Source organism: Paraliobacillus sp. PM-2 (genome assembly GCF_001368815.1).
Lineage (GTDB): Bacteria > Bacillota > Bacilli > Bacillales > Amphibacillaceae > Paraliobacillus.
In genome coordinates this window covers 233,033-247,596 of the sequence record NZ_CTEI01000003.1, presented here as the reverse complement: position 1 = coordinate 247,596, position 14,564 = coordinate 233,033, and the positions used below count along the sequence as shown (strand labels likewise).

The window sequence follows — 14,564 nt, the reverse complement described above, 5'->3', positions numbered from 1 at the left end:
TAAAAAGGTACATCTATTTTTGGTCTATGCATACAAATTTAATCATGAGTAAATAATTACTTCATGGTTAATAGCGGGATATGTCAGATAACAACTTTTGCGGATGATTGGACGGTTGTCACAAAACATGGTAAAATATATGTTTGTTTTCTATATATTTTAAAACAATATCATGATTTGTTAATATAACAAATCGGTAAGTGAAGGTGATCATGTTTGAATGATGCGGATTCGTATCCCCAGATAGGTCAAGTTGTTCAAATTTTACAAGGGCGAGAAGCTGGTCAATATGCTATTGTAATAGGTATAGTAGATGATCGTTTTGCTTTACTTGCTGACGGAGAGAAAAGAAAGTATGATCGACCAAAGAAGAAGAATCTAAATCATGTTATGCCGATGAACTTTATTTCTCCTGAGGTCCAAAATAGCCTTCTAGAAACTGGTCGCGTTACAAATGGTAAGCTGCGTTTTGCTATATCAAAATTTGTCAATGAAGTAGTGACTGATTTGAAGAAGGGAGATCAACTCGATGGCGAAAGACGATGCAATTGAAGTAGAAGGTACTGTTACTGACACATTACCGAACGCAATGTTTAAAGTTGAATTAGAGAATGGTCATACCGTTTTAGCTCATGTCTCTGGAAAGATTCGTATGCATTTTATTCGAATTTTACCTGGAGATAAGGTAACGGTTGAACTTTCTCCATATGATTTGACAAGAGGACGTATTACGTACCGTTATAAATAATGATAAGCTCCGATACAAGAGGAGGTATGGATGATGAAGGTAAGACCATCTGTAAAACCAATATGCGAAAAATGTAAGGTTATTCGTCGTAAAGGGAAAGTTATGGTAATCTGCGAAAACCCGAAGCATAAACAAAAACAAGGTTAATCAATAAGGAGGTGCACAACACGTATGGCACGTATTGCAGGTATTGATATTCCACGTGAAAAACGTATAGTAATTTCTTTAACTTATATCTATGGCATTGGTAAATCTGCTGCAAAAGAAGTTTTGGCTGAAGCTGGTGTTTCTGAAGATACTCGTGTTCGTGATTTGACTGAAGATGAATTAGCAAAAATTCGTACTGCAGTTGATAATCGTACTGTAGAAGGCGATCTACGTCGTGAAATTTCTTTAAATATTAAACGACTAATTGAAATTGGCTCATATAGAGGCTTACGTCACCGTAGAGGGTTACCACTTCGTGGACAAAAGACAAAGAACAACTCTCGTACTCGTAAAGGCCCACGTAAAACAATGGCTAATAAAAAGAAATAAGTATTAAAGGAGGTTCGTTAAGCTAATGGCTCGTAAAACAAATACGCGTAAAAAACGTGTGAAAAAGAATATAGACACTGGCATAGCACATATTCGTTCTACTTTTAACAATACAATCGTTACGATTACAGATGTGCAAGGTAATGTAATAAGCTGGAGCAGTGCTGGTGTACTTGGCTTTAAAGGTTCACGTAAATCGACTCCATTTGCTGCACAAATGGCTGCAGAAGCTGCTGCTAAAGCTGCACAGGAGCACGGAATAAAAACATTAGAAGTAACAGTTAAAGGACCTGGCGCTGGTCGTGAAGCGGCAATCCGTTCACTACAAGCAGTTGGTATCGATGTAACTGCCATTGTTGATGTAACACCAGTTCCTCACAATGGTTGTCGCCCACCAAAACGTCGTCGTGTATAAATAATTTATCCGTATAGAATTTGTCAGACTGTCTATAATGATTTATGAAGCTAAAAGTTAAGATGAACGATTTAAAGTGATGATTTAATGTAATAGTTAAAAGTCACCATTGCTTAAGACAGATTTGAAGTATACGAATGGACTTAGTGCAGAAGCGGGAACTGCCTACATGAGGAATTTCGGTTAGGCAAATAGTCTAACCGGGGTTTCGACGTTTGAAGGAGGGTTTTATTAATGATCGAAATTGAAAAGCCAAAGATTGAAACGGTAGAAATCAGTGATGATGCTACATTTGGAAAATTCGTCGTAGAACCACTAGAACGTGGATATGGGACTACACTAGGAAACTCCTTACGTCGTATTCTATTATCCTCACTTCCTGGTGCTGCTGTAACATCCGTGCAAATTGATGGCGCATTACATGAATTTTCGACGATAGATGGTGTTATAGAAGACGTTACAACGATTATTCTTAACCTGAAGAAACTAGCTCTAAAGATTTACTCTGAGGAAGAGAAAACATTAGAAATAGATGTACAGGGAGAAGGCGTTGTTACTGCTGCGGATATTACGTATGACAGTGATGTGGAAATTCTTAATCCGGATCTTCATATTGCTACATTGGGTAGTAATGCAGCATTGCATATGAAGATGACTGCTGAACGTGGACGTGGATATCGTCCAGCGGATGCTAACAATCATGATGATCAACCAATAGGAGTTATTCCTGTTGATTCGATTTTCACTCCAGTATCTCGCGTTACTTATCAAGTAGAGAATACTCGTGTAGGTCAAATCACGAATTTTGATAAATTAACGTTAGATGTTTGGACAGATGGGAGCATACGTCCAGAAGAGGCAGTATCTTTAGGTGCTAAAATCTATACTGAACATTTAAATATCTTTGTTAGTTTAACAGATGAAGCACAAAATGCAGAAATTATGATTGAAAAAGAAGAAGATCAAAAAGAAAAAGTACTTGAAATGACAATCGAAGAGCTTGACTTATCCGTACGTTCTTATAACTGTTTAAAACGAGCAGGGATTAATACGGTACAGGAGCTTGCAAATAAATCTGAAGAAGATATGATGAAAGTTCGTAATCTAGGACGAAAATCACTAGAAGAAGTGAAACATAAACTTGAGGATTTAGGATTAGGTTTACGTAAAGAAGATTAATCATATGAAAACATCTTGAGATATTCCGAAAAAGGGAGGGATAATCGATGGCTAGAAAACTAGGTCGTACGACTGATGCACGTTTAGCACTACTTCGAAATCTTGCTACTGATTTGATTATTCATGAGCGTCTAGAAACAACAGAGGCAAAAGCAAAAGATCTTCGTTCTGTAGTAGATAAAATGATTACGTTGGGTAAACGTGGTGATATTCATGCACGCCGTCAAGCAGCATCATATTTATATAATGTAGAGTCGGCTGAAAATGAAGATGCAGTACAAAAGTTATTTTCTGATATAGCTAGTCGTTACGAAGATCGTCAGGGCGGTTACACACGTGTGTTAAAATTAGGACCACGTCGCGGTGATGGTGCAAAAATGGCAGTTATTGAGTTAGTATAAAGTTTGATATATGAAGGTAAGGGCTTGGACAGAATCTCTGCACGAGGTGAATCAAAGCCCTTTTTTGCTCATGCCTTCATTAGATATAGATAGGTGAAGCCGTTTAGCTACCCAAAGTGGAGCAAACGGCTTTTTTTATTTCAACTTTTTGCAATACAGGAAGGTGTAATAGATATAAACGACCATATAAGCATTATTTTTGATTCCGATACAGCATAACACCCACGTCCCGGCTATTTATGTATTGTGTTTGAATAATCAATCCTATAAAAATTATATTTAGAGCGTAAAGTAATTGATATTCATAATAAAGCATTTTAAAACGTAAGATTAAAATCTATAAATTAGCTATATCAATACAATGAAATTATGATAAAATAATCAATTAGAAGTGTGCCTTATTTTGAAGAAACTATGATATAAATTAATAATATATGACATGTCCCGACAATATACATTATTTCCAGGGAAATATATTGTTTTTTTTTGGAGGAATATATGAATAATACTTATATAGAGTTTCGTAATGTTTCGTTCAGATATAGTGAAGAGCAGCCATGGGTACTGAACAATGTAAGTTTTTGCATCCCTGCTGATCGTTGGGTGGCAATTATTGGGCATAATGGCTCTGGGAAATCAACCATTGCAAAATTAATAAATGGTTTGTTATTTCCGGTGAAGGGAGAAATAATTGTTAATGGTATAACTGTGACAGAAGAAACCGTTTGGGAAGTAAGAAAAGCCATTGGTATGGTTTTTCAAAACCCTGATAATCAATTTGTCGGTACGACTGTTAGAGATGATGTTGCCTTTGGTTTAGAAAATAGAGGAGTAGAGCGACAAAAAATGATTTCTAAGATAAAAAGCAGCCTAGAAGCCGTTTCTATGTGGGATTATCGCCTTCATGAGCCCCATCGATTATCTGGAGGACAAAAACAACGTGTTGCCATTGGTGGTGTATTAGCCGTCTCCCCACAAGTGATTATACTTGATGAAGCAACAGCAATGTTGGATCCAAAAGGTAGAAAAGAAATCATGCAAACAGTTAATAATGTTAGATTACAACAAGGTATCTCGTTAATATCAATTACCCATGATTTAAATGAGATAACACAAGCTGATCAAGTTATTGTGATGAATAAAGGGGAAGTATGGCTAGAAGCTAGTCCAAGAGAAGTGTTTCAAAAGGAAAAAATGTTACAAAAAATTGGTCTGGATATCCCTTTCGTAGCGAAGTTAGCAAATGAAATAAACAAGGATCAAATGATTCTGGAGAAACAACCATTAAATCAAGAGGAGTTAATAGAAGGATTATGGACATATCATTCAAAAATGTAAACTATACTTATCAACCCAATACACCTTTTGAACATCGAGCGTTAACTAATCTTTCTTTTGATATTCCATCAGGTTCCTTTGTAGCAGTTGTTGGGCATACCGGTTCTGGGAAATCAACCTTAATTCAGCATTTAAATGGTTTGCTGCGCCCAACAGAGGGTGAAGTGCGTATTGGCGATTTTAAACTTACAGCTAATGGAAAGCCAAAAGGAATTAAAAACCTACGAAAGCATGTAGGTGTGGTATTTCAATATCCAGAACATCAATTATTTGATGAAACAATAAAAAAAGATATCAGCTTTGGACCGAGTAATTTTGGCGTTTCTGATCATGAAATCGAAAAAAGGATTCCAAAAGTAATGGAAGCTGTTCAGTTATCTACCGATATGTTAGAACGGTCGCCGTTTGATTTAAGTGGTGGACAAATGCGTAGAGTTGCCATTGCGGGTGTACTAGCAATGGACCCTTCTGTTTTAGTGCTTGATGAACCAACAGCAGGTTTAGATCCGAAAGGTCAAAAACAAATGATGGATATGTTCTATCAGCTCCACCATGAGAAAAAATTAACTACTATCTTAGTCACTCATAGCATGGAAGATGCACTTCGTTATGCAGACCATGTTATTATCATGGATCATGGGACAAAATATATGGAAGGCGTGCCTAGTGAGGTATTTACACAAAAGGAAAAATTACAAGCAGTTCAATTAGATTTACCTGAAATCATTCAATTCTTACGCAAAATAGAAGAAAAATTTGATATCTCGCTCCCTTATAAAGGACAGACCATTCCAGAATTAGCTGCTGAACTCACCTTGTTGATGAGAGTTGGTGATGAACATGGGTAATTCTATTTTAATAGGACAATATGTACCAAGTAACTCATTTATTCATCGATTAGATCCGCGTACAAAAATAATGGTTATATTCTTTTTCGTTATTTTTGTCTTTTTTGCTAATTCAGTTCCTAGCTATGCATGGCTAACTACCTTTGCCATTGGAACTGCCCTAGCTACCAAAATAAAACTATCTTTTATTATGAAAGGTCTAACACCAGTATGGTTCTTGATTATTTTTACATTTCTTTTGCATTTAATTGTTACAAAAGAAGGTGACGTACTATTTGAGGTCTTCTCATTTTCGGTTTACACAGGAGCAATTAAACAAGGGATTGCTATTTCTTTTCGGTTCTTTTTATTAATATTAGTAACATCTTTATTGACATTGACAACCACTCCAATTGAAATAACGGATGCGATTGAAAGTCTTTTACGCCCATTGAAGAAGATTAAGTTTCCAGTTCATGAATTGGCCTTAATGATGTCTATATCTTTGCGCTTTATTCCAACGTTAATGCAAGAAACGGAAAAAATATCAAAAGCGCAAGCATCAAGAGGTGTAGATTTTCGAACAGGCCCTTTAAAAGACCGGATACAAGCGGTTGTTCCATTGCTTGTACCATTATTTGTTAGTGCGTTTAAACGCGCAGAGGAGCTAGCTATGGCGATGGAGGCTCGTGGTTATCAGGGCGGTGAAGGACGAACGAAATTAAGAGAATTAAAGATAGAAAAAATTGATATTATTTCATTTATTATATTTGCTCTCGTAATTATCATATTATTCTTCTTACGTTCATAAAGGAGATAAACAATTATGCGACTATTGACAACAGTGAGCTATGACGGCACAGCTTATGCAGGGTATCAAGTACAGCCCAATGCACTTACTATTCAAGAAAAAATTGAGCAGGCATTATCTAAGATTCATAAAGGACAAGAGATACGAATTGTAGCCTCTGGACGAACAGATGCAGGTGTCCATGCTGTTGGTCAAACTTTTCACTTTGATACAGATCTGAAGATTCCGGAAACGAATTGGAAAAGAGCGCTGAATGCAGTGCTACCAAATGATATTTATATTGATCATGTTCAATTAGTCCCTGATGATTTTCATGCTCGATTTGATGTAAAAACAAAAAAATATCAATACTATGTGTTAAATAATGAAGATAAAGATGTGTTTCAAAGAAATTATAGCTATTTTGTAAAAGAATCACTTGATATTGTATCTATGCAACAAGCTTGTACAATGCTTGAAGGAGAACATGATTTTACTGCATTTTGTGCCGCTAATGCTGGAGTGAAAGGTACGAAGGTTAGAACGATCTATCAAGCTACATGCGAGCAACATAAAAATCAGTACATTTTTACGTTTGAGGGCAGTGGTTTTCTTTATAATATGGTTCGTATTATAGTTGGGACACTGATAGAGGTAGGGAAAGGGAATCGAAAACCAATGGAAATAAGAGAAATCTTAGTGAGTAAAGATCGATCAAAAGCTGGAAAAACCGCTCCGCCACAAGGTCTATTTTTAACATCTGTCACTTATAATTGAATGAAATATAAGTATGGTTTGATCTATCTTTTGATCTATCTTTTGAAAAAACAACGCAACCAGGTGAATCCCTATTGACATTAGGTCTGACTTGATGTATGATGATCTATGGCATTTTATTTATATACCACGATTAGCCCCGGAAAGTTAATTGTGTAGAATATAAAAGCAGAAGAAGCTAGAAATAGCGAATGAAACGTAAGATATTAGGTGAATTTTTATATACAGGAGGTTAACGAATCATGCGCACAACTTTCATGGCGAATGAAGCAAACATTGAACGTAAATGGCTTGTAGTTGATGCAGAAGGCCAAACACTAGGTCGTCTATCTAGTGAAGTAGCTGCAATTCTTCGTGGCAAGCATAAACCAACGTACACACCGCATGTCGATACTGGTGACCATGTTATCATTATCAATGCAGAGAAAATCGAATTAACTGGTAATAAGTTAAATGATAAACTTTACCACCGTCATTCCAACCACCCAGGTGGATTGAAATCGCGTACAGCAAATGAAATGCGTACAAAATACCCTGAGCAAATGCTTGAATTAACTATTAAAGGTATGCTTCCAAAAGGTAGCCTTGGCCGCAAAATGGGTAAAAAACTACACGTATTTAGAGGTTCTGAACATAATCATCAAGCACAAAAACCAGAAGCATACGAACTTCGTGGATAATAAAAAAGGAGGTAACGAATAGTGGCACAAGTACAATACTACGGTACCGGACGCCGTAAAAAATCAACTGCTCGTGTACGTTTAGTTCCAGGAACTGGACGTATCATTGTAAATAAACGTGATGCGGAAGATTACTTCCCATATGAAACACTACGTACAATTATCAAGCAACCTTTAGCTGCAACAGAAACAGAAGGTAGCTATGATGTATTAGTAAACGTTGATGGTGGAGGATTCACTGGACAAGCTGGTGCAATTCGTCATGGCGTTTCTCGTGCATTATTAGAAGCTGATCCAGAATACCGCACAGTGCTTAAGCGTGCAGGATTCTTAACTCGTGATGCTCGTATGAAAGAACGTAAGAAATACGGTCTTAAAGGCGCACGTAGAGCTCCTCAGTTCTCAAAACGTTAATAGGTTTATTGATATACCAACGTTTCCAAAGTCTTTGGGTGTAAGTTGGATCAATTTAACGTTATTCTTAAAATGAATGAAGACATCAGCATTTTGCTGGTGTCTTTTTTGCTATAATAGATTTAACCAATCTAAAGCATCGGCATCTCGCCGGTGCCTTTTTTGGTAGTAATAGCAGAAAATAATTTTGTGTTATTTCATGTTTAATTGTTTTGTCTAAATCCCCCCGAATCTTATGAATTTATAGCAAGAAGCAATTTTTCTAAAAAATAAAACAATATCCATATTGCTTCAAACCATTTTTTAAAACTATACTATAGTTGTAAGACTATAATTTAATTAATGTGATAAAACATCAAGTTAATTGAAAACGCATACATCAATGAAATCCTCACATTTAGTTATTATTTAGATTGGAGGTTTGATAAAAAATCTTAATTTAAATAGAAAAATAGAAAAGGGAGGAGAGGGGTAAGAATGAAAATAAAATCAAGAAAGTTATTAACTATATTATTAGCATTGATTTTAGCAGTTCCTTATATGCCAATAAATATAATGGCATTGGAGACATCTAATACTACAAATGAGGTATACACTGAAGATTTTTCTAGCCCAGATTTGACAGGATGGGAAAAAGATCTTGGTGCAGGTCGTTTGGAAGTTGTTAATGAACAACTAGAAATGGAAACAGATGGTTGGGTAGCGGGTTCTATTGATTACCAACAGTACCATAATACCAAAGCACCTCAATTCAAGAATGCTCGTCTAGCAATGGATATTAGTGTTAAAAACACGCATGGACGTTTTGGTATTGTTTATCGTCATATTGATGCACAAAATTATGATTACATCGGCTACGATGTTGGCGGAAAATGGATTCGTGCTACAGTAAGAGATGGGCAGAAGTCTGAAGAAGCGTTGGATGTAAATCTTAATGTTGATAATCAAAGTTTTAGGTTTTCTATGGAATATGTTAATGAAAATATAAAAGTTTATGTGGATGATACGGAATTGTATGATGGGCCTCATACCGATAATGATGCAGGTCATTTTGGTTTAAGAACATGGGGTTATACAGACAACTATGCATTTATACAAGTAGACAATATTGTATATGAAAAAATGCGTGAAAACGAACAAACAGAAGACGGACATTATTTAGTTTCCTTTAAAGACGAAGATCACACAGGCGGTTGGGGTAAAGTAGCTGGTGATGGAACGATGGAATATGCAGACCAGGCAATGAACTTTGCTGCGGATGGAAATACTATTTATTCCGATGCTTATTCACCAAATATGAAAAATGGATTTGTAGAATATGAATTCACTCCGATAACTTCGGCCCGTATGGGGTTTTTATTCAGGTTTAATGGTGCAAATGATTTTGCAGGATTTGGCTATGACGTGGGTGGAAACTGGAATTATATCACTGGAGGAAATTGGGGAGAAGCAGGAAATAAAGCATTGAACATAGGCGAAAAAAATACAGTAAGAATCGAATTTGTAAATGATAATTATCGATTAACAGTAAATAATGATGAAGTATTTAATGGTCCTATTGATGCTTTTACTACAAAGTCTGGTAAAGCAGGTATTCGTACATGGGGGTACGGTTCAGGAGATACACAAGGACAACTCGATCTTCATAATATGGTGATGGGCGAATTTAGTGGTGTTAACTTATCACCAAGTTCAGCTATAGTACGTAGTGGAGATGCAGGCTTATATGATATTAATATTAATATAAGTGAAACTACAAATGTATTATCAAAAATCACGCATGAAGGAAAAGCATTAGAAGCAGGAACAGATTATGTGCTAAATGAAGATTCAACACGTTTAACGCTGAAAAAGGAATTTATTGAACCTCTTCAGGGAGAAACAGATACGAAAACTAAAGTGATTTTAGAATATGAAGATGGATTTAAAGCTGAATTCCCAATCACAGTTTTAGGACCATCTCAAGTAAGTGAAGAACTTTATGTAAAAGATTTCTCTGACGATATTAATGGGATCAAAAAGGTTAGTGGTAATGGTGAGGTAAAACACGATAAAGGTTTAGACATTACTAATGGTCAAAACTTAATCGTTGTTGATGAAAATGCTCCAGAATATAAAAACACTGAAGTAGAATTCATGTTTGATCCAAAAAATGATTCAGGTAACTTTGCAATTGTTTTACGTTATAATGGTCCAGATGATTGGTTAGCTTTAGGGCAAAATGGAGTAGGGGGTAACTCAACTTCATGGAATTTATTTTCATCAGGAGGACAAAACAAACAATTAACACAAGATGGAAATAGAATTTATGCTAATCGCATGGAACCTTATAAAGTAAAAGCGCGTATTGTTGAAAACGTAGCAACAATATATCTTGATAATGCTGAAATCTATACTGGAGAAGTAAGTGGAGTTAGTAATAAAGCAGGTAAAGTTGGATTACGTTATTACGGTGGAGCAGGAGCTAATGTTTCTTATTTAAGTGTTAAAGAAGCTAAATTCCCTACTCGAGTAACTGAAAATATCGAATCAGCTGAAATTAAATCAGAACAATTAACAGTCAATGTTGATAAAGACTTCCCAACTGTTAACCACTATACTTTAGGTGGAGAAACGATTACTGGACAAGCAAATAAAGTCCATGAAGTAGAAATAAACAATACAATGTACACACCAGAAGTAACAAGTGTAGTAAGTGAAAATGAAATTACTTATTCAATGAAGGTTGAGGAAATTGGAGTTTCATTTGATGTTGTATTGACAGTAGAAAATAATGTTCTTGATTTTAGAATTAAGAATATTAATGAAGAAGGACAAATGATTTATACGATTAACTTTCCAGAACATTCTCTTGTATCAATGGAAAGTAATAAAGAAAATGCTGCATTAACAGTGAATAACTATAGAGAACAAAAAAATCTTAACTTATCTGATGTTGAAATTTCAGATGCGTATCAAGAAACATCTATTGCTGTCTTAAGTTCAGATAAAATTGCAGCATCAATTTCTAATGGATCCATTAAACGCAGAAATGAAGTTGCATATCAAACATTTGTACAAGATGGATACACATCGACAGGTATTTGGACAAATGAATATTTATATCGCGGTTTAGATAATGAAGTAATAGAAGAACCATGGACTAAAGTAGCAATTACGCTAGACCGAAACGAAGATGGAATAGTTGATGCTATTGATGGTGCCATTGCCTATCGTGATGATATTGCCAGAAAAGCTGTCGGTAGTGATGTAGTAATGCAATCTTACAACTCAATTGCAATGAATGTAGGAAGTAACGCGCAATATCCGTTCTTAAGAATTTTAGATAATATTAAAAAATTCAATCTAGGAACAGATGGATTTAAACAAAATATTATTATTAAAGGATATCAATCGGAAGGTCACGATGCATCACACCCAGATTTTAATAATTTCTCAGATCGTGCCGGCGGACTTGAAGATTTCTTAGTATTACTCGAAAATGCAGAGGATAATAATGCTACTGTTGGTGTACATATTAACCATACAGAAGCTTATCCAGAGGCAAAACAATACGGAGATGACCTCGTATCATCTGTACCAGGTTGGTCATGGTATGACAGTGCATCTCAAATTATCCGTGAAAATGATATTCTTAAAGAAGAACAAGGTATGCTTGAAAGATTACAAAATTTAGATACATCAACCAAAGGTCTTTTAGAAATGATTTATGTTGACGTATACTTCGATACACGTTGGCCAGCACATAAAATAGCAGACGCTATTAATGACAAATTAGGTATGGCACTAGGGACAGAATATGTTGACGAGTTTACAAAGGATTCCGTGTGGGCTCACCATATCGGTAATCGCTTTAACGATGCTGGAAACTTAGTCCGAGTTATTCATAATAATGATAAAGATATCTTTGGTAATCAAGCGCTATTTAGAGATGCACACACAAGAAACGTTGGATTTAACGGATGGCAAAACTCTGTTGATTACAACAAATCAATTCAAGGATTCTTTACACAAGTATTACCGAATAAATATCTTGCTCAATATCCAATCATGAATTATGAAACAACAAATAAAGCTGTTCTTGGAAAAGAAAGAAACGTTGTTACAGAAATGGTAAACGGAGCTAACCATATATCGCAAGATGGTAAAAAAGTAGCGGAAGGAAATAAAATTTTTATCCCGTGGACAAATGAAGGTGAAAATGAAAAAATCTATGCTTGGAGCGATGATGGATCTGAAAAAACATGGGACCTTCCAAATGGTTGGGAAGATGTAGCTGAAGTTGAATTATTTAAACTTAGCGACCAAGGTAGAGAACTCATAGAAACGATTAAAGTAAATGATGGCAAAGTAACCATAGATTTAGATAAACAAACAGGCTACACACTTTATAAGGGTTCGGAAAATGTTAGTGAGAAATCAAGTGTTGATGTAGATTGGACCCAAGGTTCGGTTGTAAAAGACGCAGGATTTGACTCTCATGCATTTAAAGACTGGAAAAAGGATTCAGGATCAGCTAAATTCCATAATAATAATATTGGAAATACGCATATGATTATTGGTGGTGCAGAAGAAGGAGTTGTCTCTCAAGAACTTACTGGCTTAGAAGTTGGCGAGTCTTATGGAGCATCTGTATGGACATTGGTTGAAAACGGAAAGCGTGCCAAAATTAGAATTACTGATGGCGATAATGTTTATGAAAACTATATCGACAAGAGTGATGTAATTTATGGTGTTAAACATACAGACAAAAATCGGACATACTTCCAACGCATGGGTGTTAAGTTTATAGCTCAAAACGATACAGTTTTATTAGAACTTATTGGTGAAGAATCAGATGCAGATGGTAAAGTCGACTTTAATGATGTGCGAGTTCGAAAATTAGGGCTTTCAGATCAAAAAGGTCATACATTCTTAGAAGATTTTGAGAATGTTGATGAAGGATTCGGACCGTTCGTCAGTACTCAATCAGATAACTCACACTTATCTGAAACAAATAAACCACATACAAAAGATACAATCGATGGACGTTATTCATTAAAGATTAGATATGGGGATCATATGAGAACCCTGCCACAAACAATGAGGCTTAAGGCTAATACTGAATATGAATTGAGTATTGACTATATTGCATATCAAGATGGCATCTTTAATGCAAGTATTAAAACGGATGATGGTAATGAAACGTTAATCACAAAACCAGCAGTTAAACATACAGATGGAGAGAATCCAGGAACAATTAATCTGGAATTTACAACGGGTGACTACGACGATTACTATCTAGACATATCTCCACGAAATGCTGGACAAGGTGAATATATATTAGATAACCTTATTCTTGATGAAATTGTTGATGAAGATGTAGAAGAAGTAGATAAAACAGCTTTAGAAGAAAAAGTAGCTGAGGCTGAAGACTTAGATGAAACAGCTTATACAGAAGAAAGCTGGGATACATTCGCTAAAGCTTTAGCATCGGCAAAAACCGTTGTTTTTGAGACTGATGCAACCCAGGGTGATGTGGATGAAGCACTTGCGACATTAAATGCAGCGCATGAAGGTTTGGAGGAGGCAGAAGAGCCTACAGAACCAGAAGATCCAGCCGATAAAACAGCTTTAGAAGAAAAAATAACTGACGTTGAAGACTTAGATGAAACAACTTATACAGAAGAAAGCTGGACAACATTTGCTGAAGCATTAGCAGCTGCAAAAGCCGTTGCTTCTGAAGGTGAAGCAACCCAGGGTGATGTGGATGAAGCACTTGCGGCATTAACCACAGCGCATGAAGGTTTGAAAGAGGCAGAAGAGCCTACAGAATCAGAAGATCCAGCTGATAAAACAGCCTTAGAAGAAAAAATAGCTGAGGTTGAAGACTTAGATGAAACAGCTTATACAGAGGAAAGCTGGACTACATTAACTGAAGCATTAGCAGTAGCAAAAATTGTTGCTTCTGAGACTAATGCAACCCAGGATAATGTGGATGAAGCACTTGCGGCATTAACCGCAGCGCATGAAGATTTGAAAGAGGCAGAAGAGTCTACAGAACCAGGTGAACCAGGAGCAGACGGTAAGCCAGGGGAAAATGGTGACTCAGATAAAGATAATAATCTTCCAAATACAGCTACTAACATGTTTAATTGGTTAGCTTTAGGGCTGCTAATAATAGGAATGGGAGCATTATTAGTAGTAGTCAGAAGAAAGAAAGAATCTAATAACAATCTTTAATCCATTGTATTAGTTAAAAAACAGATCGTGGTGCTGACTGTGTATGATCACAGAAAGCACCATGTTTTTTTATTATTTATAATAGATAGGGATTTAATGTATGTCTAATGTCAATCTATAACAAGGCATCGCTTATGCTTTGTGTTAAGGGAGCGGTGCCAGCTAAACTTCTATGGGGATTGGGTTCACTAATCATTAATGGATCTTTAGTCTATATTAGTTATTTTTTGTTAAAA

At 35.9% G+C, this 14,564-nt stretch carries 14 protein-coding genes; all 14 read left to right on the top strand.

The genetic code is table 11. The annotated features are described in order from the left end of the window. The first annotated feature begins 216 nt into the window (after positions 1–216). A complete protein-coding gene (locus tag BN1058_RS13835; RefSeq protein WP_090858981.1) occupies positions 217–552 on the top strand; it encodes a KOW domain-containing RNA-binding protein in 336 nt (111 codons plus the stop codon). Beyond that, positions 530–748 carry a translation initiation factor IF-1 gene (gene infA / locus BN1058_RS13830; RefSeq protein WP_003464670.1) on the top strand — a complete coding sequence of 73 codons (219 nt, stop codon included), beginning with the start codon at positions 530–532 and terminating at the stop codon, positions 746–748. Before BN1058_RS13835 ends, infA begins: the two co-directional genes overlap by 23 nt. A gap of 33 nt (positions 749–781) precedes the next feature. Beyond that, positions 782–895 (top strand): 50S ribosomal protein L36, encoded by a 114-nt coding sequence (gene rpmJ, locus BN1058_RS13825; RefSeq protein ID WP_003156543.1) that lies wholly within the window; start codon positions 782–784, stop codon positions 893–895. Between the two features lie 24 nt (positions 896–919). Next, complete coding sequence (rpsM, locus tag BN1058_RS13820) at positions 920–1,285, top strand: 30S ribosomal protein S13 (RefSeq protein ID WP_090858978.1); 366 nt, start codon at positions 920–922, stop codon at positions 1,283–1,285. Positions 1,286–1,310: 25 nt separating this feature from the next. Then, the gene (gene rpsK / locus BN1058_RS13815; protein WP_090858975.1) at positions 1,311–1,700 is read left to right on the top strand and encodes a 30S ribosomal protein S11; all 390 of its coding nucleotides are present in this window, start codon (positions 1,311–1,313) and stop codon (positions 1,698–1,700) included. A 234-nt stretch (positions 1,701–1,934) separates the two neighbouring features. After that, the gene (locus BN1058_RS13810) at positions 1,935–2,879 is read left to right on the top strand and encodes a DNA-directed RNA polymerase subunit alpha (RefSeq protein ID WP_090858972.1); all 945 of its coding nucleotides are present in this window, start codon (positions 1,935–1,937) and stop codon (positions 2,877–2,879) included. 47 nt (positions 2,880–2,926) lie between these two features. Next, positions 2,927–3,280 carry a 50S ribosomal protein L17 gene (gene rplQ / locus BN1058_RS13805; RefSeq protein WP_090858969.1) on the top strand — a complete coding sequence of 118 codons (354 nt, stop codon included), beginning with the start codon at positions 2,927–2,929 and terminating at the stop codon, positions 3,278–3,280. 498 nt (positions 3,281–3,778) lie between these two features. Continuing rightward, the gene (locus BN1058_RS13800) at positions 3,779–4,618 is read left to right on the top strand and encodes an energy-coupling factor ABC transporter ATP-binding protein (protein WP_090858966.1); all 840 of its coding nucleotides are present in this window, start codon (positions 3,779–3,781) and stop codon (positions 4,616–4,618) included. Next, positions 4,594–5,466: an energy-coupling factor ABC transporter ATP-binding protein gene (locus tag BN1058_RS13795; RefSeq protein WP_090858963.1), complete on the top strand. Its 873-nt coding sequence runs from the start codon at positions 4,594–4,596 to the stop codon at positions 5,464–5,466. Before BN1058_RS13800 ends, BN1058_RS13795 begins: the two co-directional genes overlap by 25 nt. Beyond that, positions 5,459–6,256, top strand: coding sequence for an energy-coupling factor transporter transmembrane component T family protein (locus tag BN1058_RS13790; RefSeq protein WP_090859173.1), 798 nt, complete (start codon positions 5,459–5,461; stop codon positions 6,254–6,256). The genes BN1058_RS13795 and BN1058_RS13790 overlap by 8 nt, the downstream gene beginning before the upstream one ends. A gap of 15 nt (positions 6,257–6,271) precedes the next feature. Next, positions 6,272–7,012: a tRNA pseudouridine(38-40) synthase TruA gene (gene truA, locus BN1058_RS13785; protein ID WP_090858960.1), complete on the top strand. Its 741-nt coding sequence runs from the start codon at positions 6,272–6,274 to the stop codon at positions 7,010–7,012. A 242-nt stretch (positions 7,013–7,254) separates the two neighbouring features. Continuing rightward, complete coding sequence (gene rplM / locus BN1058_RS13780; protein ID WP_090858957.1) at positions 7,255–7,692, top strand: 50S ribosomal protein L13; 438 nt, start codon at positions 7,255–7,257, stop codon at positions 7,690–7,692. A gap of 21 nt (positions 7,693–7,713) precedes the next feature. Next, on the top strand, positions 7,714–8,106 hold the full coding sequence (gene rpsI, locus BN1058_RS13775; RefSeq protein WP_090858955.1) for a 30S ribosomal protein S9: 393 nt from the start codon (positions 7,714–7,716) through the stop codon (positions 8,104–8,106). A 477-nt stretch (positions 8,107–8,583) separates the two neighbouring features. After that, entirely contained in the window at positions 8,584–14,328 is a 5,745-nt protein-coding gene (locus BN1058_RS13770) for an endo-alpha-N-acetylgalactosaminidase family protein (RefSeq protein ID WP_090858952.1), read from the top strand. Positions 14,329–14,564: the final 236 nt, after the last annotated feature.